General features: G+C 56.0%; 22 protein-coding genes. 20 read left to right on the forward strand and 2 right to left on the reverse strand.

All coding sequences use genetic code 11. From position 1 onward, the window contains the following. Window positions 1-159: 159 nt before the first annotated feature. The 16 genes from fliI (at window position 160) to QOY30_RS14485 (ending at window position 13,807) form a co-directional block, all read left to right on the forward strand. The gene (gene fliI / locus QOY30_RS14410; protein WP_502958715.1) at window positions 160-1,587 is read left to right on the forward strand and encodes a flagellar protein export ATPase FliI; all 1,428 of its coding nucleotides are present in this window, start codon (window positions 160-162) and stop codon (window positions 1,585-1,587) included. A 7-nt stretch (window positions 1,588-1,594) separates the two neighbouring features. Then, on the forward strand, window positions 1,595-2,053 hold the full coding sequence (gene fliJ, locus QOY30_RS14415) for a flagellar export protein FliJ (protein ID WP_283745312.1): 459 nt from the start codon (window positions 1,595-1,597) through the stop codon (window positions 2,051-2,053). 17 nt (window positions 2,054-2,070) lie between these two features. Continuing rightward, the gene (locus tag QOY30_RS14420) at window positions 2,071-3,144 is read left to right on the forward strand and encodes a flagellar hook-length control protein FliK (RefSeq protein ID WP_283745313.1); all 1,074 of its coding nucleotides are present in this window, start codon (window positions 2,071-2,073) and stop codon (window positions 3,142-3,144) included. Between the two features lie 92 nt (window positions 3,145-3,236). After that, window positions 3,237-3,854 carry a flagellar basal body-associated FliL family protein gene (locus tag QOY30_RS14425; RefSeq protein WP_283745314.1) on the forward strand — a complete coding sequence of 206 codons (618 nt, stop codon included), beginning with the start codon at window positions 3,237-3,239 and terminating at the stop codon, window positions 3,852-3,854. Between the two features lie 15 nt (window positions 3,855-3,869). Further along, window positions 3,870-4,871 carry a flagellar motor switch protein FliM gene (fliM, locus tag QOY30_RS14430; RefSeq protein WP_283745315.1) on the forward strand — a complete coding sequence of 334 codons (1,002 nt, stop codon included), beginning with the start codon at window positions 3,870-3,872 and terminating at the stop codon, window positions 4,869-4,871. Further along, entirely contained in the window at window positions 4,864-5,268 is a 405-nt protein-coding gene (gene fliN / locus QOY30_RS14435) for a flagellar motor switch protein FliN (protein ID WP_283745316.1), read from the forward strand. Before fliM ends, fliN begins: the two co-directional genes overlap by 8 nt. 12 nt (window positions 5,269-5,280) lie before the next feature. Further along, entirely contained in the window at window positions 5,281-5,727 is a 447-nt protein-coding gene (gene fliO, locus QOY30_RS14440; protein WP_283745317.1) for a flagellar biosynthetic protein FliO, read from the forward strand. Beyond that, entirely contained in the window at window positions 5,717-6,463 is a 747-nt protein-coding gene (fliP, locus tag QOY30_RS14445) for a flagellar type III secretion system pore protein FliP (protein WP_283745318.1), read from the forward strand. The genes fliO and fliP overlap by 11 nt, the downstream gene beginning before the upstream one ends. Before the next feature lie 10 nt (window positions 6,464-6,473). Beyond that, window positions 6,474-6,743: a flagellar biosynthesis protein FliQ gene (gene fliQ, locus QOY30_RS14450; protein WP_283745319.1), complete on the forward strand. Its 270-nt coding sequence runs from the start codon at window positions 6,474-6,476 to the stop codon at window positions 6,741-6,743. A gap of 1 nt (window position 6,744) precedes the next feature. Then, complete coding sequence (gene fliR, locus QOY30_RS14455) at window positions 6,745-7,536, forward strand: flagellar biosynthetic protein FliR (RefSeq protein WP_283745320.1); 792 nt, start codon at window positions 6,745-6,747, stop codon at window positions 7,534-7,536. 240 nt (window positions 7,537-7,776) lie between these two features. Beyond that, window positions 7,777-9,408: a sensor domain-containing diguanylate cyclase gene (locus tag QOY30_RS14460; RefSeq protein WP_283745321.1), complete on the forward strand. Its 1,632-nt coding sequence runs from the start codon at window positions 7,777-7,779 to the stop codon at window positions 9,406-9,408. A 198-nt stretch (window positions 9,409-9,606) separates the two neighbouring features. After that, on the forward strand, window positions 9,607-10,503 hold the full coding sequence (locus QOY30_RS14465) for a hypothetical protein (RefSeq protein WP_283745322.1): 897 nt from the start codon (window positions 9,607-9,609) through the stop codon (window positions 10,501-10,503). A gap of 171 nt (window positions 10,504-10,674) precedes the next feature. Next, window positions 10,675-11,688 carry a ubiquinone anaerobic biosynthesis protein UbiU gene (gene ubiU, locus QOY30_RS14470; RefSeq protein ID WP_283745323.1) on the forward strand — a complete coding sequence of 338 codons (1,014 nt, stop codon included), beginning with the start codon at window positions 10,675-10,677 and terminating at the stop codon, window positions 11,686-11,688. Between the two features lie 4 nt (window positions 11,689-11,692). Next, window positions 11,693-12,598 (forward strand): U32 family peptidase, encoded by a 906-nt coding sequence (locus QOY30_RS14475; RefSeq protein ID WP_283745324.1) that lies wholly within the window; start codon window positions 11,693-11,695, stop codon window positions 12,596-12,598. 2 nt (window positions 12,599-12,600) lie between these two features. Next, window positions 12,601-13,053 carry a ubiquinone anaerobic biosynthesis accessory factor UbiT gene (gene ubiT, locus QOY30_RS14480; RefSeq protein ID WP_283745325.1) on the forward strand — a complete coding sequence of 151 codons (453 nt, stop codon included), beginning with the start codon at window positions 12,601-12,603 and terminating at the stop codon, window positions 13,051-13,053. A 325-nt stretch (window positions 13,054-13,378) separates the two neighbouring features. After that, window positions 13,379-13,807: a bacteriohemerythrin gene (locus QOY30_RS14485; RefSeq protein ID WP_283745326.1), complete on the forward strand. Its 429-nt coding sequence runs from the start codon at window positions 13,379-13,381 to the stop codon at window positions 13,805-13,807. A 123-nt stretch (window positions 13,808-13,930) separates the two neighbouring features. Here QOY30_RS14485 and QOY30_RS14490 read toward each other — a convergent pair whose 3' ends face one another. Both QOY30_RS14490 and QOY30_RS14495 read right to left on the reverse strand, forming a co-directional pair. Further along, window positions 13,931-14,962 carry a fumarylacetoacetate hydrolase family protein gene (locus tag QOY30_RS14490; protein ID WP_283745327.1) on the reverse strand — a complete coding sequence of 344 codons (1,032 nt, stop codon included), beginning with the start codon at window positions 14,960-14,962 and terminating at the stop codon, window positions 13,931-13,933. Window positions 14,963-15,172: 210 nt separating this feature from the next. Next, complete coding sequence (locus QOY30_RS14495) at window positions 15,173-15,454, reverse strand: high-potential iron-sulfur protein (protein WP_283745328.1); 282 nt, start codon at window positions 15,452-15,454, stop codon at window positions 15,173-15,175. A 425-nt stretch (window positions 15,455-15,879) separates the two neighbouring features. On the opposite strand from QOY30_RS14495, the gene QOY30_RS14500 reads away from it, so the two are divergent. From QOY30_RS14500 to QOY30_RS14515, 4 genes are all read left to right on the forward strand, one after another. Beyond that, entirely contained in the window at window positions 15,880-16,785 is a 906-nt protein-coding gene (locus QOY30_RS14500) for a metallophosphoesterase family protein (RefSeq protein ID WP_283745329.1), read from the forward strand. Between the two features lie 101 nt (window positions 16,786-16,886). Further along, a complete protein-coding gene (locus QOY30_RS14505) occupies window positions 16,887-17,480 on the forward strand; it encodes a YceI family protein (RefSeq protein ID WP_283745330.1) in 594 nt (197 codons plus the stop codon). Between the two features lie 187 nt (window positions 17,481-17,667). Further along, window positions 17,668-18,222 carry a sigma-70 family RNA polymerase sigma factor gene (locus QOY30_RS14510; RefSeq protein WP_283745331.1) on the forward strand — a complete coding sequence of 185 codons (555 nt, stop codon included), beginning with the start codon at window positions 17,668-17,670 and terminating at the stop codon, window positions 18,220-18,222. Beyond that, window positions 18,219-18,977, forward strand: coding sequence for an anti-sigma factor family protein (locus tag QOY30_RS14515; RefSeq protein ID WP_283745332.1), 759 nt, complete (start codon window positions 18,219-18,221; stop codon window positions 18,975-18,977). Before QOY30_RS14510 ends, QOY30_RS14515 begins: the two co-directional genes overlap by 4 nt. The last annotated feature ends 8 nt before the right edge of the window (window positions 18,978-18,985 follow it).

The following is an 18,985-nucleotide window of genomic DNA, read 5'->3' on the forward strand; positions in this document are numbered from 1 at the left end:
TCCGGGCTGCAGGAGGTTGCTGATGTGACAACTAGCCATTCGACTAAGCCCGCAAGCGGGCAAGTCGCTGGTTATCCCGCAAACGGCCGCAACCCTCACCTCAATCCTCTCCCGCTTGCGGGAGAGGAAGCGATCGCCCTTTCCCCCTCTGGGGGAAAGTTGGATAGAGGGCTGGCGGTAACGAGTCGCAACCTCCACCAAGAGCGTTGGCAGGATCTGCTGCATGTGAACCGCGACCTGGTCGCGCAGAGTGCGCCCTTGCTGGTGAGCGGTCGACTGACCAAAGTCACCGGGCTGGTGATGGAAGCCGTCGGTTTGCGCATGGCGGTGGGGAGTACCTGCTGGATAGAACTGCCGAACAATCGCATCGAAGCCGAAGTCGTCGGCTTTGCCGGCGACAAGCTGTTCCTGATGCCGGAAAACGATGTGCAGGGTCTGGTTCCGGGTGCCCGTGTAATCCCTTCCGAGCCGGTGCGCACACCCGTTACCATCGGGCAGCGTCAACCGCCGCGCCGCCGTAGCGCCGACCTGGCACGTCATCTTCCGGTCGGTGAACATCTGCTGGGACGCGTACTGGATGGCGCCGGACGCCCGCTCGACCAGCTAGGGCCTTTGTTGGAAAGCAAGAGCGCACCGCTGCAAAGCCGCCCCATCAACCCGCTGGAGCGGGCCGCCATCAAGGATGAACTGGATGTCGGGGTACGCGCCATCAATAGCCTGCTGACCGTCGGACGCGGGCAACGTATGGGGCTGTTCTCCGGTTCGGGCGTTGGCAAAAGCGTGCTGCTCGGCATGATGGCGCGCTACACCAGCGCCGATGTGATCGTGGTCGGACTGATAGGCGAACGCGGCCGCGAAGTAAAAGAATTCATCACCGACATTCTGGGCAAGGAAGGGTTGGCGCGCTCAGTCGTGGTCGCCGCCCCTGCCGACACCAGTCCGTTGATGCGCTTGCAGGGTGCCGCCTACGCCACCACCATCGCCGAATATTTTCGGGATCAGGGCAAGAACGTATTGCTCATCATGGACTCGCTCACCCGCTACGCCATGGCGCAACGCGAGATCGCACTGGCCATCGGCGAGCCTCCGGCCACCAAGGGCTATCCGCCCTCAGTATTCGCCAAACTGCCGCAATTGGTAGAGCGCGCGGGTAACGGCGTGGAAGGCGGCGGTTCGATCACCGCGTTCTACACGGTACTGACCGAAGGCGACGACCAGCAAGACCCCATCGCCGACAGCGCGCGCGCCATCCTCGACGGCCATATCGTGCTGTCTCGCCGACTGGCGGAGTCCGGGCACTATCCCGCAATCGACATCGAAGCCTCGATCAGCCGGGCAATGAACCACCTGGTCAGCTCGCAACACTTTCAGCAGGTGCAGCAATTCAAGCATCTGTATGCGCATTACCAGCGCAACCACGACCTGATCAGTGTGGGCGCCTACGTAAAGGGCAGCGATCCATTGCTGGATAGTGCGATCCAGCTGTATCCTCATATGGAGCATTTCCTCAAACAAGGCATGTATGAGTCGGAACGATATGTTTCGAGCATGGAAAAGTTCTCCGAATTGTTCCCGAATGAAAGTTGATTAATCGATGAAACCGTTTTCACTACAACCTCTGGTTCACCTGGCGCAACAAAAGAATGATGCCGCCACCAAAAAGCTCGGCCAGCTCAACCAGCAGCACCAGACTGCACAGGAAAAGCTGGACGCCCTGCAGCAATATCGCAGGGACTATCAGGTGAAATTTCAGGAAGAAGCGAAGAACGGCATGGCGCCTGCCGACATGAAAAATTTCCAGGACTTCATCGCACGCCTGGATCAGGCCATCCAGCAACAGACAGCGGTGATCAAACAGACCAATGCGGGTGTGCAAACCGGGCGCAGCGAACTGATGGATGCGACACGCAAGATGAAATCTTTCGACACTCTGGCGCAGCGCCATGTCGATGCCGAAAAGAAACAGGAAGCAAAAAGCGAGCAACGCATCCAGGATGAACACACCGGACGTTTTACCGCTTATCGCACGGCTGAAAAAAACGGCGACCAATAATCTCAGGAGTGAATGCCATGACCAATCTTCCCATCACAACCAGCACACCCCAGGCAGCAACTGCCCCAACTCAGACGCCTAACGCTGCCGCAAGCGGCGACGCGCAGAGCAACCAACCTTTCGGTGAAGTCCTTGCGCGGCAGATCAATGATCCTGCCGCGAAAGACGCGAAAGCGAACGACAAACTGGGCGCCGAAGCGCTCTTGCAGTCGGCCAAGGATGCAACCGACAACAAAAAATCTATTCCCGTGGCCCCGGACAATACGGCTGCGTTACCGACCGGTATGCTGGCAGCCCTGATGCCGCAAGCCATAAACACCGCTGCAACTTCGAGCACCAAGCCCGAGATTTCTGCAAACGCTGCACAGGACAAGCTCGGCATTGGAACCCTTAAGGCCAATATTACCGCCGGTGTCCAGGCCGACGCGGCAAATACTGCCGCGGTTGCGAACCACAGCGCCCAAGTCAAGGAGCAATCGTTTGTTGCCGCCTTCACCGAATCGGCCAACCGAACTCCCGTCGGCATGGAATTGAACACGGCCTCACATGCAGCGATTACCTCTCTTGCCGCACCGAAATCCGATGCCGCTGCGATCGCTTCATTGCAGAACACTGCTGCCAGCATCGCCGCACCTGTCCTCCAGCCCGTGCAATTAACGATCAATGCACCTGTCACACAGAACAAATGGAGCGATGAATTCAGCCAGAAGATTACCTGGCTGGCTTCTGCCAACAAGGATCAGACCGCGGAACTTCACCTCAATCCACCGCAGCTGGGCCCGCTGGATGTGGTGATCAAGGTCAGCGGCGACCAGGCAACTGCGCTCTTCACCTCGCCCCACGCGGCGGTACGAGATGCGATCGAACAGGCCATGCCGAAATTGCGCGAAATGATGGCCGACAACGGCATCATGCTGGGCAATGCCACGGTCAGCGATCAGACTCCGCGCGATCAGGGCCAATCCGGCGCACAGCGCTCGTCCGTTTCTCCCGTCAGCGATATCCGCAGCATTCCGACCGGCACCGGCAATAGTAGCGCCCGGGTATCCCCAATCTCGCGCCATAACGGTATAGTGGATACATTCGCCTGATGATTGAAATAAGGTCGGTTTTCCACCTTATTCCAGCGATGGCAGGCGATAGATCAAATCCATAATGCCAATCAACTAAAAGGAATCGCTAAATGGCGACGAAACCCCCAGCCAAACCTGTTGCTCCAGCCGCCAAAGAAGAAGCACCGGCCGCCGCACCACCCAAAAGCAAGAAAATGCTGATCATCGGCATCGTCTCGTTGCTGGTGATCGTCGCAGGAGGAGCGGGCTGGTTCTTCACCAGGAGTCATGCTCCGGCTGATGCACACGCGGATGCACCCAAAGTGGAAGCTCCCCATGAAGCGAAATTCGTTTCCCTGGGCGAGAACTTCACTGTCAACCTGCAACGCGAAGAAGGAGACCAATACCTGCAGGCAGGCATCACGCTGAAGGTGCTGCAACCGGAACTGGAAGAAAAAATCAAAGCCACGATGCCCGAGATCCGCAGCAAGTTGTTGTTCCTGCTTTCCAGCAAGAAACCTTCCGAACTCCAGACTATAGAAGGCAAAAAGAAACTGATCTCCGAAATCATCGCCGAGACCGATGGCGTGCTCGGCCTGAGCGCTTCGCCCGCCGCAACCGCTCCGGCACATGAGCTTGCAGCCTCGGGCGCCGCCTCCGCACCAGTGGTTGTCGCGCCCCCTGCTGTTGTCGAACCCAACCCCAAGGGTGTGGTGGACGTATTGTTCACCTCGTTCATTATCCAGTAACGGCGAACTGATGCCATGAGCAAGGAATTTCTCTCCCAGGACGAAGTCGACTCGCTGCTGCGGGGCGTCACTGGCGAAGCCGAAGAAACCAAATCGGACGCGCCGGAAGGAGGAGTACGCCCATACAACATGGCAACGCAGGAACGCATCGTGCGCGGGCGCATGCCCACGATGGAAATCATCAACGAGCGCTTCGCACGCCTGTTCCGTATCTCTCTGTATAACTTTATCCACCGCAGTTCCGAGATCTCGGTCGGGCCGGTGAGAGTGATGAAATTCTCCGAGTTCATCCGCAACTTGCCCGTACCTGCCAACCTGAACCTGGTTCAGGTCAAACCGCTGCGCGGCAACGCGCTGTTCATCTTCGACCCAAACCTGGTGTTCATGGTAGTGGACAGCCTGTTCGGCGGCGACGGGCGTTTTCACACGCGTGTCGAGGGACGCGAGTTCACCCAGACCGAGCATCGCATCATCCAGAAGTTGCTGGAAGTGGTATTCCAGACTTACGGTAAATCCTGGGAAACCGTGCAGAAGCTGGATTTCGAATTCGTCCGTTCGGAAGTGAACCCGCAGTTCGCCAACATCGCGACGCCGAACGAAGTAGTGGTGGTGACGACCTTCGAGGTTGAGTTCACCGGCGTCGGCGGTTCCATCCATATTTGCATGCCCTACGCGATGATCGAACCGATCCGCGAACTGCTCTACAGCACCATGCAGGGGGATCATGTCATCGCCGACAAGCGCTGGCTGCACATGCTTTCCAAGCAGATCCAGTCGGCAGAGATTGATCTCACTGCCGTGCTCGGTCATGCCATGACCAATGTTGAACATGTTTTGAAAATGCGTGTCGGCGACGTCATTCCGCTGGAGGTTGCCGATCATATTCAGGTCATGGTCGACAATGTGCCGGTAATGGAATGCAAATACGGCGCATCCAATGGGCAATACGCACTGAGAGTTGAGAAGATGCTGGCGACGGAACCCGTCGAATCATTGAATGGAGGAAAAAATGGCTGAAGAATCCACGGAACAAATCAGCGCGGACGATTGGGGCGCTGCCATGGCGGAACAAGCCGCTGTCGATCCCGCAGCACCTGCAGTTCAACCGCATGTATTCGAGCAATTCGGCGGTGCCGGCGGCGCGACCGCGCACAACGACCTGGACATGATCCTGGACATCCCGGTGCAGCTTACCGTGGAGCTGGGCCACACCAAAATGCCGATCAAGAACCTGCTGCAACTGGCCCAGGGCTCGGTCGTGGAGCTGGCCGGCATGGCGGGGGAACCGCTGGACGTGCTGATCAACGGCTTTCTCATCGCACAGGGCGAAGTGGTGGTGGTAAACGACAAGCTGGGCATCCGTCTCACCGACATCATCACGCCGTCGGAGCGTCTGCGCCGCATCAACAAGTAACGGATGTCCATCATGCAAATTCGCATTCTTGCTGCTTTGACGTCGGCAGTTTTCTCCCCGCTCGCCCTTGCCGCCGACCCGGCGCGTCCAGTGTATGTACCTCCGCCCGCCGCGGCGATGTCTTCCGGCAGCGTGCTGCAAGTCGTTCTGAGCCTGCTCCTGGTGCTGGCGGCTGTCGTGCTGGTCGGATGGATACTGAAACGTATCAACCTGCCTCAACAGGGTGCAGGCAATGCGCTCAGGGTCATCAGCGGCGTTGCGGTCGGCCAGCGCGAACGCATCGTGCTGGTTGAAGTGAACGATACCTGGCTGGTAGTCGGTGTTGCTCCCGGCCAGGTCAACGCGCTGCACACGATGCCCAAAGGTTCCTTGTCCGCCGCGCCGGGTAATCCCGCAGGAGACGACAGCAAGTTCCAGGTCTGGCTGAAACAGATGATGGAGAAGCGCAATGTCCGTTAAAAGGATAGCAATCGCTGCCCTGCTGTTTGCAACAAGCGCTTCGGCGTTCGCCGCCGAAACCGGCATGCTGGCACTGACCAGCACCCCCGCAGCGGGCGGCGGGCAAACTTACACACTCAGCCTGCAGACGCTGATCCTGATCTCGTCGCTCACTTTCCTGCCGGCCATTCTGCTCATGATGACCGGCTTCACCCGCATCATCATCGTATTGTCGCTGTTGCGTTCCGCCCTCGGCACCCCCTCGTCGCCGCCCAACCAGGTACTGGTCGGTCTGGCCCTGTTCCTCACTTTTTTCGTGATGTCGCCCGTGTTAGACAAAATCTACGACGATGCCTACTTGCCCTTCAGCGAGAACAAAATCACGCTGCAACAAGCCTATGAAAAGGGCAGTGCCCCGCTCAAAGCCTTTATGTTGCGCCAGACGCGCGAAACGGATCTTGCACTGTTCGTGCGCATCTCGAATAGCGAACCTCTGGAAAGTGCCGAGGATGTGCCGCTTAAAATTCTGGTTCCAGCCTACGTGATCAGCGAATTGAAGACCGCCTTCCAGATCGGTTTCGTGGTGTTCATCCCTTTCCTCATCATCGACATGGTGGTGGCCAGCGTGCTGATGTCGATGGGTATGATGATGGTTTCGCCCGCCGTGATCTCCCTGCCGTTCAAGATCATGCTGTTCGTACTGGCGGACGGCTGGAACCTGCTGGTCGGCTCGCTTGTGCAGAGCTTCTATACGTGAGGAAAGAACCATGACACCCGAATCGGTAATGACCATAGCGCAGCAGGCGATGGAACTGACGCTGATGGTTTCTGCGCCGCTACTGCTCACTGCACTCATCATCGGCCTGGTCGTCAGCATCTTTCAGGCCGCGACGCAGATCAACGAAATGACATTGTCATTCATTCCAAAGTTGATCGGGATGTTTGCCGTGCTCATCCTGTCCGGCCCGTGGATAATCGGCCTCCTGCTCGATTACATGATCCGGTTGTTCAGCAGCATTCCCTACCTGGCCGGCTGACGTGATCAGTTTTACCAGTGCTCAGCTCACGACCTGGCTGGCCGCTTTCATCTTCCCGCTGTCCCGCATACTCGCCTTCATTGCCAGTTCTCCCATCTTTGGCAACAAAGAGGTTCCTGTTCGCATCAAGATCGGGATTGGATTGGCGATCACCTTTGTCATCGCACCGACGCTCAGCATCCCTGCCGATCTGGATCCCGTTTCGGCACAGGGCTTGTTCGTGCTGGTGGAGCAAATTGTGGCCGGAGTCATCATGGGGTTTTCCATTCAGATCATTTTTGCCGCGGTGGAGATGGCGGGTGATCTTGCCGGCATGCAGATGGGCCTGGGCTTCGCCAGCTTTTACGACCCGCAGAATGCATCCTTTACTCCCGTGGTCGCTCAATTCCTCGGCATTATTGCCGCGCTGGCCTTCCTCGCCGCAGACGGGCACCTTTACATGCTTTCCGCTCTGGCCGACAGTTTTCGTGATTTCCCGATTGGCGCCGGCATTCCCCCTTCAGCCCAAGCTTTCCGCACCATGGCAGAATGGGGAGGTTCCTTGTTCAGCCTTGCGCTGCAATTCTCGTTGCCGCTGATCGGCGCTCTGCTTATCGCCAATCTGGCGCTTGGCATCCTCACCCGCAGTGCCCCGCAGCTCAACATCTTCGCGGTCGGCTTCCCTATCACCCTCGCGGTTGGATTTGCCACATTGATGTTAACAATTCCTTACCTGGCACCGCTAATGGAATATTTCACCCGTTCCGGGCTGGACACGATATCGCGCATCATGCAGCAACTGGGTGCGCACTGAGCTGAATGCGCTCGGCAATCAAGTTCATTTGGCCAAAATACCCATTTCCAAAAGGATGTTAATTGGCAATTCCCTACATATTTCGGTGTATTTCAATCTCAAGGTGACAAGCGTAAAGTTGTATCGGTGAATATTTGGGGTTATCTGCCCATATTGATTGAGGACAGCATGTGAGCATCAGTAAACATTCCAAAATTGGCAAAACAGAATAATTGAAATCTGCAACCGAAAAGGGCTGATATGTTTTCAAATCTCCTGCATGCATCCCGCAGTTCAATACAGTTAAAGCTGTTTCTGTCTTTGACCGCCATTGTTGCGCTCAGTCTCACGGCAATTTTAGCCAGCCAGGTCTATCTGGTTCAGGACTATTTCGTGCGCCAGGCAGAAGCCAATTTGCGCAGCAGCAATTACTTGCTGAGCCGGGTATTGGCCGATCCCCTGTTTGAAAAGGATTTGTCACTACTGCAGGCGAGGTTGCAGGAAGTCCAGACCAAACTGCCGCTGTGCAATTTTCAGTTGAAGGACGATATCGGGACGGTTGTTTACAAAGTCGGAGAAGTACATGCGCGGAGCGATACCGAATTCGACCCGAACAGTCTTGACGGGTGCTACAACACAATCATCCCCGTGGTTCATGAGAATCGGCTGTTGGGCACAGTGCGCATGGGCGTACGGACCGACGACATTGCGCAGGCGCGAGAAAGCCTGATCCAGCACAGCGCCTTTTTCGCCGTGTTCTGGTTCGCGGTATTCATGCTGCCTTTCTTTGTGCAAATCCGCCGCCTGGTCAACCCGCTAGGCGACCTGTCCCGAGCCGCCCAGGAAATCGCCAATGGCAATCTCGACTACCCCACTCCTGAACCGGTGCGCGGAAATGATGAAATCTCGCGACTGCTTACCAGTTTCCAGGGAATGGCACAGGCACTGGTAAGCAACAGGAATACGCAAGCAGCCAGCCTGGCCGCGCTAAACAATGAAAAATCCACGCTGGACGCGCTGCTCGCCACCCTTCCGGTCGGTGTGATATTTGCCGATCGCAGTCATATCCGGTATTGCAACAATGCGTTCCGGCAGTTGTACCTGCTTGGCCCGAATGAAGAGCTGGTTGGCATGAAGAACGATACTATGCTGTTGCGCCTGGGCCAGATCGCCGCCGAAGCGGATTCTTTCCTGAAGACCCTTGCAGAAATCCTGGAAACTCGCAAGCTGATCGAGCCGAAGTACATCGCGCTTAAAGATGGCCGCCACCTCCGATTGATTTCAAACATCGTGATCGCTCCCGAGAGCAGCGGTTATCTTGGGCGTTTCTGGCTCTTCGAGGATGTGACGGAAGAAAGAAAGACACTGCACATGGCAGAGCTGCGTGCCGAACATGATGCGCTGACATTGCTTTTTAACCGTCAACGCTACGATCAGGATCTGCCTCGCCTCATTGCCCAAGCCGAGCGTGATGGATCGCGGCTTGCCCTGTTGCTGTTCGACCTCGACAATTTCAAGCCGGTCAATGACCTGCACGGTCATGCGGCAGGCGATATCGTGCTCAAGAAAGTCGCTGAAACGCTTACTCTGCAGTTACGCCGTAACGAAGTGCTGTATCGGATCGGGGGCGACGAGTTCGCACTATTGCTGGTCAATGCCAGCAATGACGAGATCGCGTTGCTGGCGGAGCGTATCGTACAAACCGTTCACTCTCTGACATTCGATTTCAATGGTACGACTGCGAAGGTCGGATGCAGTCTGGGGGTTGCGCGTTTTCCTCACGATGCGATAACACTCCAGGTCTTGCTGCAGCTTGCAGACCGCGCCATGTATGAAGCAAAACAGCGCGGCAAGAACAATTGGGTGATGCATCAGGACAAAACAAGGCACTGACGATCAGGATCGTGACGTCCAGTTTGCACGCTTGTGAATGGCCTGTGTTTAACCGTCAGAGCCGCATACGGAATATGGATTAATGGCGATTTCCATATTTTAAATATCGTACGGCATTGGCGATGCTGATTGCTTCGCGGATCAACACTGAAAGGTTATCGGGTATATCAGACCTTCCTTGAGTTTCCGGGGAAATTGATGAAGACCAATACACAATCGGAGCGGGCACGCTGGTTAGCGTTCATCAGTATCGTGGGAATAGTCATTGTCGGGGGTTATTTTGTGCTTTACCCCCAGACGCTCTTCAAGCCCGGTGCAAAGCTGTTCGACATGGGTTACAACCTTGGGTTGGCGGGCGGCCTGATGATGCTGACGCTCTTGCTTTACCCGCTGCGCAAACGGCTCAGGTTCGCCGGCAAATTGGGGGCGCTGCCGAAATGGTTCAGGTGGCACATGTTGCTGGGGATCCTGGGTCCGCTCACGATCATTTTCCATTCCACTTACCATGTTTACATTCCCTACATTCACCCTATCGGCTCCCCGAATGCAGCGGTAGCCATGTTCAGCATGCTGCTTGTCGCAGGTAGCGGCATTTTCGGCCGGTTCTTTTACACAAAAATCCACCACGGCTTGTATGGCCGCATGTCCACACTCAGCGAATTGCGTTCGGATCTGGAAAATTCGGAAGATTTGAAAGCTGTGTTAAACGCCGCCCCGGGCATCGGGAAAACACTTGAGGATTTTCATACGCGCGTTGACGCCTGCGCCCGACAATCGGGCTCAGGGTTCATGAATTTTTTTACCGTGGGTTTCCAGACGATGAAGCTGTCCCGGTCCCTGCCACGGGAAATCAGCCTCGTCATGCACGACGAGGCAGTGGGAAACAATTTCAGTCCGGAGCAACGCGCCAACATGGAACAGCGGGTTCCGGACTATCAGAAAATGATCGTTTCCTATCTCAACGCGGTACGGGATGCATCGCAATTCAGTACCTACGAACGATTGTTCTCGTGGTGGCACATATTCCATGTCCCGCTGGTCTATTTAATGTTTTTCAGCGCGTTCTATCATGTTTATGCGGTGCATTTCTACTGACTATAGATTGATGGCTTCCTGTGTCCGTATGGGGCAAGGTGTCATTATTTTTTAATCAGCAAGTTATAACCATTACCCTGAGTCACCTTTAGACTCTCTGGAAATTGACAATGATCAATAGACCAAATGAGGTCATGGCTATACTGAATTCCCTTGCACAAGAGAATCCACATGTTGCGCGACAATATCCCCCAGCTCATTTGCCCCGCCGGCAGTTTGCCTGCCCTGAAAGCGGCGGTCGATAACGGTGCCGATGCCGTCTATTTCGGCTACAAGAACGACACCAACGCGCGCAACTTCGCAGGCCTCAATTTCGACGACAAGGCCATGCGCGAAGGAATCCGCTACGCGCAGTCGCGCAGCCGCGAGGTCCTTCTGGCCATCAATACCTTCGCGCAGCCCGGTCGCGACGCCGATTGGCAGCGCGCCGTCGACGGTGCCGCCGAACTTGGCGTCGATGCCGTGATTCTTGCCGACGTCGGACTGCTCGACTACGCCGCCAGACGCCATCCCGGTCTGCGTCTGCATCTCTCGGTACAGGGGTCGGCAACCAGCTACGAAGCGGTGAATTTTGCGCAGCGCGAATTCGGTGTGCGCCGTGCGGTGCTGCCGCGTGTGCTAACGCTGGCGCAAGTCGAGAACGTGATCAGGAACACTACAGTCGAGATCGAGGTCTTCGGTTTCGGCAGCCTGTGCGTGATGAACGAAGGACGCTGCTGGCTCTCTTCCTACGCCACCGGCGAATCTCCAAACACGGTCGGCGCATGTTCACCGGCCAAATATGTCAAATGGGAAAAATCGCCGGGCATGATGTCGACACGATTGAACGGCATTCTGATCGACCGTTTCGGCGACAACGAACCGGCTGGCTACCCCACGCTGTGCAAGGGACGCTTCGAGGTGAACGGCGCGACCTACTACGCGCTGGAAGAACCGACCAGCCTCAACGTGCTGGAGATCCTGCCGGAGATCGCCGAAATCGGCGTTGCAGCGATCAAAGTCGAAGGGCGCCAGCGCAGCCCGACCTATGTCGCGCAAGTCACAAAAAACATGCGCGCAGCGCTTGATACGCTTGCCAGCGAAGGCAAGCGCTACCAGGTAAAGCAAGCCTGGCAGGCCGAACTGGCCAAAGTTTCGGAAGGCAGTCAGGCCACCCTCGGCGCGTACAGCCGCCCTTGGAGGTAAATCGATGAAACTTGCCCTGGGTCCCCTGCTCTACTTCTGGCCGAAACAGGCCGTGCTCGATTTCTACGCCGAGATGGCGCAGAACCCGGCCATCGACATCATCTACGTCGGCGAGGTGGTCTGCTCGCGTCGCCAGCAATTGCGAGTTGCCGACTGGATCGCACTGGCACGCGAACTCTCCGACGCCGGCAAGGAGGTCGTCGTCTCGGCACAGGCCCTGCTCGAATCGGAGAGCGACCTGAAGGCATTGCGCCGACTGATGGACGAAGCCAACTGCAAGGTCGAAGCCAACGATCTGGGCGCAGTGAACATCGCTGCGGGCCGTCCTTTCGTCGCAGGCCCGCACCTGAACATCTACAACGAAAGTACGCTAAAAACTTATGCGCGTTATGGCATGCAGCGCTGGGTGCCTCCGCTGGAGGCAGACCGCAAGCTGATTGAAACGCTGCACGTCAGCCGGCCGACGGGAGTCGAGACCGAGGTCTTCGCCTTCGGCAAACTGGCGCTGGCATTTTCGGCCCGCTGTTTCACCGCCCGCCATCACGACCTGAACAAAGACGATTGCCAGTTCAAATGCATGGAGCACCCGGAAGGGATAATACTGAAAACGCGCGAAGGCCAGCCGTTCCTGACCATCAACGGCATCCAGACCATGTCGGCGCAAAGTTACAATTTACTCGACCAGATGCCGGACATGCTGAAGATGGGGATCGACATCGTTCGTATCAGCCCTCAACCGCAACATACATCCGCTATCGTCGCCGCGTTCGACGCGGCAAGACACGGAAAAACGTCCTGTCCGGATACCAGCGACTGGAACACTGACGGTATGGTTGACGGATACTGGTTTGGCGAAGCCGGCATCGTACAGCGCCATCAAAGTAAAATTCACGAACTGCAAGGAGCTTAAACATGAGCCAGCGTTTCAATATCCCGAAATTCAAGTTGCCCGCGCTGGTTGCGCGCATCGGCGTTCACCTGCCGCAATGGCCGCATGCAATGACGCTGACTGCAGGACTGAATGCTGCAGCAAAGATGAATCTGCTGCCGATGGATAGCCTGGAATTACTGGAAGGCCGCAGCTTCCTTGTCGAGGTGCTGGATACCGGCGGACGCGCCTGTTTTACCTATCATGCAGGCCTGTTCCGTCCTCTGTTTTCGGCTCCGCTCACACCGGATCTTTCCTTCCGTGCAAACCTCTCCGCTTTCATGCAACTGCTGGCCCGCCAGGAAGATCCCGACACACTTTTCTTCAACCGTGAATTGTCGATCGAAGGCGATACCGAACTCGGGTTGATCGTCAAAAACATGCTCGATGCGGTCGAATGGCCGCAACTCCCGAAATTGCCTGTTTTCAGCAACTGAACGTATCCGATCGGAATCGCCATATCTTCCGCGATTCGCCCGCGGACACAGCGGTGCTCGCAAAAGCGAAAGCCTCCGAGAAGCAGCGCGGCAGGACTGGAGTTTTAATTTGTTTCGAATACATGTACGCTTTATTAAATTATTTTCATCTGCAGTTCCTTTTCCACCCCATCAGTACAATCAGACATCGATCCGGTTTTGTCGGAAAACGAATCGCGATCTTCCCGACACCACGCCTGCCTGACCGGGTTGAACGTTTACGTGGAGCGCCGGCGGTTTTTCAACCCGGGTCAATTTGATTTCCAAGAATTGGAGTTCATGCGTCATGGAATGGAAAAATGAGTATTCGGTCGGGATACTCGAGATAGACGACCAGCACAAACTTCTGCTGCGCAGCTTCACCACCGTGGAAGAATCAATAAAACTGGGTGAGGGCTGGTCCAATACGCACTACGCCATACTCGAACTGAACCAGTTGGCGAGAATGCATTTCACCTTCGAGGAGGCGATCATGCATATGTTCGGCTATCCCGAAGCAGAGGCGCATAAAAAGGAGCACCAGCACTTCTTTATCAGAATGGCGAACATAGAAAGGCATTCGCTGAAGAAGTCTGCCGAAGTCGAGATGGTGCAGTTTCTGCGAGGCTGGCTGACTTCGCACATACTTGGAAGTGACAGGGGTTATGCAGAGCACATCTTTGCCGGCGCACAGGTTGTCAGGTCAAACCATGACTCATTGATTCACACCGACTGAGGAAATCTCCTGATTCCCCGGAACACCGGTCTGAACCTGTCAACCACCTCCAAAGCCTCGTCGAACGGGCAACGCAAAGGGTGAATACCGAATCCATCCATCGCAGCGCCCTTCCTTGCCACCTTATGCAAGCTTGAACTTCAGTTCACCCAGCTTCTCGATTGAGCTGACGATCTCGTCGCCGGCCTTGAGCCAGACCTGCTTGTCCTTTGGATAACCCAGAATCACGCCGTGCGGTGTGCCGGTAAAGATGATGTCGCCCGGTTCCAGCGTCCAGTGTTTCGAGATGTAGGCGATCATTTGCTGGGTATTGAAGATGAAGTCATTGGTGTTCCAGGACTGGCGTACCTCGCCATTGACGCGCGTTTCCAGCTTCAGATTGTTCGGGTCGCCGACCAGATCGGCCGAAACGAAATATGGCCCTATCGGTGCGAACTTGTCGAGTGTCTTGCCTATCATCCATTGGCTGCTTGGCAGTTCCAGTTGCAGATCGCGCGCGGAAAAATCGTTTGCCGTGCAATACCCGGCGACATAGTTCAGGGCATCGGCTTCCGGAACATTGCGAGCAGACTTGCCGATGACGATCAGCATCTCCGTCTCATAATCGAATTTGTAGGAAATATCCCTGGGAGGCAAATCGATCGTGCAATTGTGGGCGGCCAAAGCATTGTTGAATTTATTGAATAGCGGAGGGACGCGCGGCTCCTGCATGCCGATCTCCTTCGCATGGCGTTTGTAATTGAGGCCGACGCAAACGATCTTTCCGGGGTTGGTGAAAAGTCGCCCATGGGTGATATTGGCCTCGTCGAGCAGGGCCGGCTTGATTTTGGCATTGCCGCTGTTGGCAGCGATTTTGGTAAGTCCGGCGGCATTCCCTTCTCGCAGCAGTTCCTCCATCGTCATCGGCGCCGAAATGCCGAGCAGATGAGATGCCTTCCGTACATCGATAACGGCACTGGCGGTCTTGATGCCCAGCGTCTCGGTACCGTCGGCATTGGCGATCGACAACAAGGTGAGGCCTTTCGGCATCTCGTGCGGCCCCGAAAATTTCTTCATGTGCGATTCTTGCCCAGCATCGGCTTGCCCGGTGATTCCCATTGCAACTCCGGCGGTCACTGCAGTCGTTGCGGTCAGGAACGTGCGTCGTGTGATCATGATATCTCCTCTTGTTATTTGAGCTGCGTGGTTCAACGTGTTAAGTCCATTGCGGACATCAGGTCACGGCAAATTCAAGTTCGGCCCTTCCATAGCCGCCGTGAAAGTCAGGAAGTACCCCTGCCAAAGTAATCGCTGAAAATTTTTGGTCACTCTGGAGAGAAATTGCGTTTTATATTGACTTGAGCATGCCGCCAAGCGAACGCCCATTCACATGGTGTTCCACTTCGTGCAGTAGCCATCGGGTGATATTTCATCGTCTTCCGGAATCACCTTGCACCTGCCCATAGCCTTGTCTGTCTTTCCCGGGATGAATTCCAGGCAAGTCGTGCAGTTCATGTTGTCCTTTGGGGAATTCTGGTATTTCAATTGGGCGCGCATATCGGAATTCACAGTTGCACCAGCGTGACGACTGAATACAACGAGCGGCACGAGGACAAACGAGAGGCTGGCTGTCTTCAGGAAATTCCGGCGTGTCCGGTTTACGCTCATGTTCTTTCCAGTCGTTCGATCAGTTGCATCGCGTAATTTGGTTTGACTGACATCGCATGACTTCATGCGCTGAAATTCGCATGCCCGCATTCTGCACCAATATCGACTCACCTTGAAAGTAACTCTGGCAACGCGGGCTTTGCGGGCTTTTCACAATGCGGAAAGGACATCTGCTGCCATCATTCCCCAATGCCCCTGCTTCGGCGCCAAGCTTTAAAAGCTGCCGGATCGCGCAGCTTACCGTCGGACGCTCCTGAATATTCCCGCTCTGAAGAAAAATATTTCCTGCAGGGTCTGATCGTTCTCCGGGAATAAGTCACCCAGCGCAACGGTATTGCAGGCATGGCGGACGTTATATCGGCATCGCACCGTCACCTCAAGGCATCGCGCATACGGGGGAGTCATTAATTCAAACGGAGGCAACCATGAGCACGAACGAAACGGATATGAACAGAAGGAAGTTTCTTCAACTGGCCTGTTACGGCGGGGCCATCTATGCATCGGGTATCGGGTTGGCAGCCTGCTCCTCGACAGGCGCGGGCAAGTCTGCCGAATCGGATTTCTTCTTTGTGCAGTTGTCCGACACACATTGGGGTTACAGCGGCCCCGCCAATTCCGATGCGCGTGGCACGCTGCCCAAGGCGATCGCTGCGGTGAATGCGTTGCCGGTCGACCCGGATTTCATTGTCTTCACCGGCGACCTGACGCAGCTCACGCTCGATACCAAGGTGCGCCGCGAACGCATGGCGGAATTTCGCGAGCAGGTCGGCGCTCTTCGTGTCCGCAACATCCGCTTCCTGCCGGGCGAGCATGACGCGTCGGCGGACCACGGCGATGCCTTCCGGGAATTCTTCGGGGAGACCCATTATTCCTTCGATCACAAGGGTGTCCATTTCGTCGCCCTGGATAACGTCTCCGACCCTACCGGATCGCTGGGAGACGAACAGATCTCCTGGCTGGAGAAAGACCTGGATGCACGATCAAAGGATGTTCCCATCGTGGTGCTGACTCATCGCCCTTTGTTCGACTTGCAGCCGCAATGGGGGTGGACGACGCGCGACGGCGCGAAGGCACTGGAAATATTGCAGGCCTATCCGCGCGTCACCGTCTTTTACGGCCATATCCACCAGGAGAATCAGCACATGACGGGGCACATCCCACATTACGCGGCGAGGTCGCTGATATTTCCCCTGCCGGCACCCGGATCCGGACCCGATCACCTTCCCTTGCCATGGGACGCCGCGCAACCTTATCGCGGACTCGGCTGGCGCGAGATCGAAGCCAGGGGCAGCGCACGTTCGATCGAGGAGCGCGAGCATACAGTCGGCTAGATGTCCGGCAGTGCTGCGCAATCGGCCAATGCGGGGCTTGACGAAAATGTGCCCGTATTCCCGCGAGTCAACCGGAGAGTTCGAAAATGGAGATGGATAACATGAAGAACATATTGCGAAATCTGCTCCGCGCAATCGTCGTCGCGCTGGGCGCCGTCGCCCTGAGCGCCGGCGCCGCTGCACCGCAGAGTGAAATCAGCTTCCTGGCCTCGCAGGAAGGAACCGCCCTGCAGGGTACGTTCAATGATTTTGTGGCGAACGTGAAATTCGATCCAGCACATCCGGACGTCGGGATGGTCCTGGTCAGCGTCGACGTTCGGTCAGTCAACACTGGCACCCCGGCCGCGAACGATTTGATCAGGAGCGCCGATTTCTTCGATGCCAATACCTTCCCCCAGGCAACCTTCGAGGCTTCCGAATTTCATGTCAAGGACGCGGGACACTACATCGCCAAGGGCGCCTTTACGCTCAAGGGTCATACCGTCATGGTGCCGGTCGCTTTCGTCACGACTGCCACTCCTCAAGGCCGCTGGTTCGATGGCTCATTCACAGTCTCGCGAACATCGATCAAAGTGGGACAGGGTGAGTGGGCAGACACCTCGACGCTGGACGACGCCGTCCAGATCCGGTTCCATATCTTGCAGGAAAACCCTCGCATCGATGCGTCCGATTCTTCGCCCACCTATCGAAAGTGACGGCGATCGAACAACCCAGCTCTTTCCGTCGCTGATTCAGGGCGCATCGATCCGATCCTCAATCCAATTCGGGTAGACCCATGATCTGATCCTGCCGTATTTGCAAATTATCGCGGCCCAAGATGTAATGGGCGGGAATAAAGCCCTTCCATAACCGGTATGACGATAGAGAATACGGAACCGCAGGATGGACTCCCCGATAAAAACAAAAGAACAGCGTTTTCAGGTGATGGTGTTGCCGCATCTGGATTCGGCATTCAATCTGGCGCGCTGGCTTACGCGCAGCAACCAGGATGCGGAAGAGATCGTGCAGGAGGCCTATTTGCGGGCGTATAAATTCTTTGACGGCTTCCATGGCGAGGATGGGCGCGCATGGTTGCTGGGTATAGTGCGCAATACTTTTTACACCTGGTATCGGCAGAATAGGGCTGAAGGCCAGACCACCCAGTTCGAGGAAGAGTTGCACAGCATCGGGAACACCGACTCCGGCGCTGCAAATCATGTCGACGACAACCCCGAGACCCTGCTCATGCAGAAAGATTGCCAGCGGCAGATGCAACTGGCCTTGGAAACATTATCGGTGGAGTTTCGCGAAGTGATGGTCTTGCGCGAACTGGAAGACATGTCATACAAGCAGATCGCCGGGATCACCGGAATACCGATAGGCACAGTGATGTCGCGTCTGACGCGGGGACGCAAGCAGTTGGCTGAAATCCTTGCAACGCAGAAATGGAATACATGATGGATCATCAAAAATTCATGGAACTGCTGCCGGCCTATCTCGACCAGGAGCTTGGTGTCGCCGATCTGCTTGCGCTGGAACAGCACCTCGACAGTTGTGCCGCGTGCCAAAGCGAATTCTCGGCGCTGAGCAGCATGAGGGAAAGCCTGAAAAGTCATGCCCCCTATTTTTCTGCTCCGGATCACCTCGCTCAGCGCATCACGATGAGCCTTCCGCGCCATCGCACGGATACCCCAAGACCCATAGAATGGAATCTGAACTGGATGAACGCGGGTGCAGTGCTGGTGACAGTGCTGGCATTGGCCTGGAGTGGCGCCGTGTATCTGAACCAACCTTCGAGCCAGGACAGGTTGGTCGAGGAACTGATCTCCAGCCATGTTCGTTCTTTGCAGGTCGATCACCTGTCGGATGTGGTTTCATCCGACAAGCACACGGTAAAGCCGTGGTTCAACGGCAAGCTGGATTTTTCGCCGCCAGTATTCGATCTTTCATCCAGCGGGTTTCCTTTGGTGGGAGGGCGGCTGGATTATCTCAACGGTCGCTCCGTGGCCGTGCTGGTCTACCGGCACAATCAGCACCCCATCAATGTGTATGTCTGGCCGGGAAAAGCGGGTACTGCAGATTTAAAGATGCAAGAGCGCCAGGGCTATCACCTGATTCGCTGGACAAAGGACGGCATGGAATATTGGGCAGTGTCCGATCTGGCAACGAATGAACTGGAATCATTTGTTGGAGCGCTGCGCGCGCAGGTATAGCTTCCCGT

Origin of the sequence: Sideroxydans sp. CL21 (genome assembly GCF_902459525.1) — a bacterium.
Classification (GTDB): domain Bacteria; phylum Pseudomonadota; class Gammaproteobacteria; order Burkholderiales; family Gallionellaceae; genus Sideroxyarcus.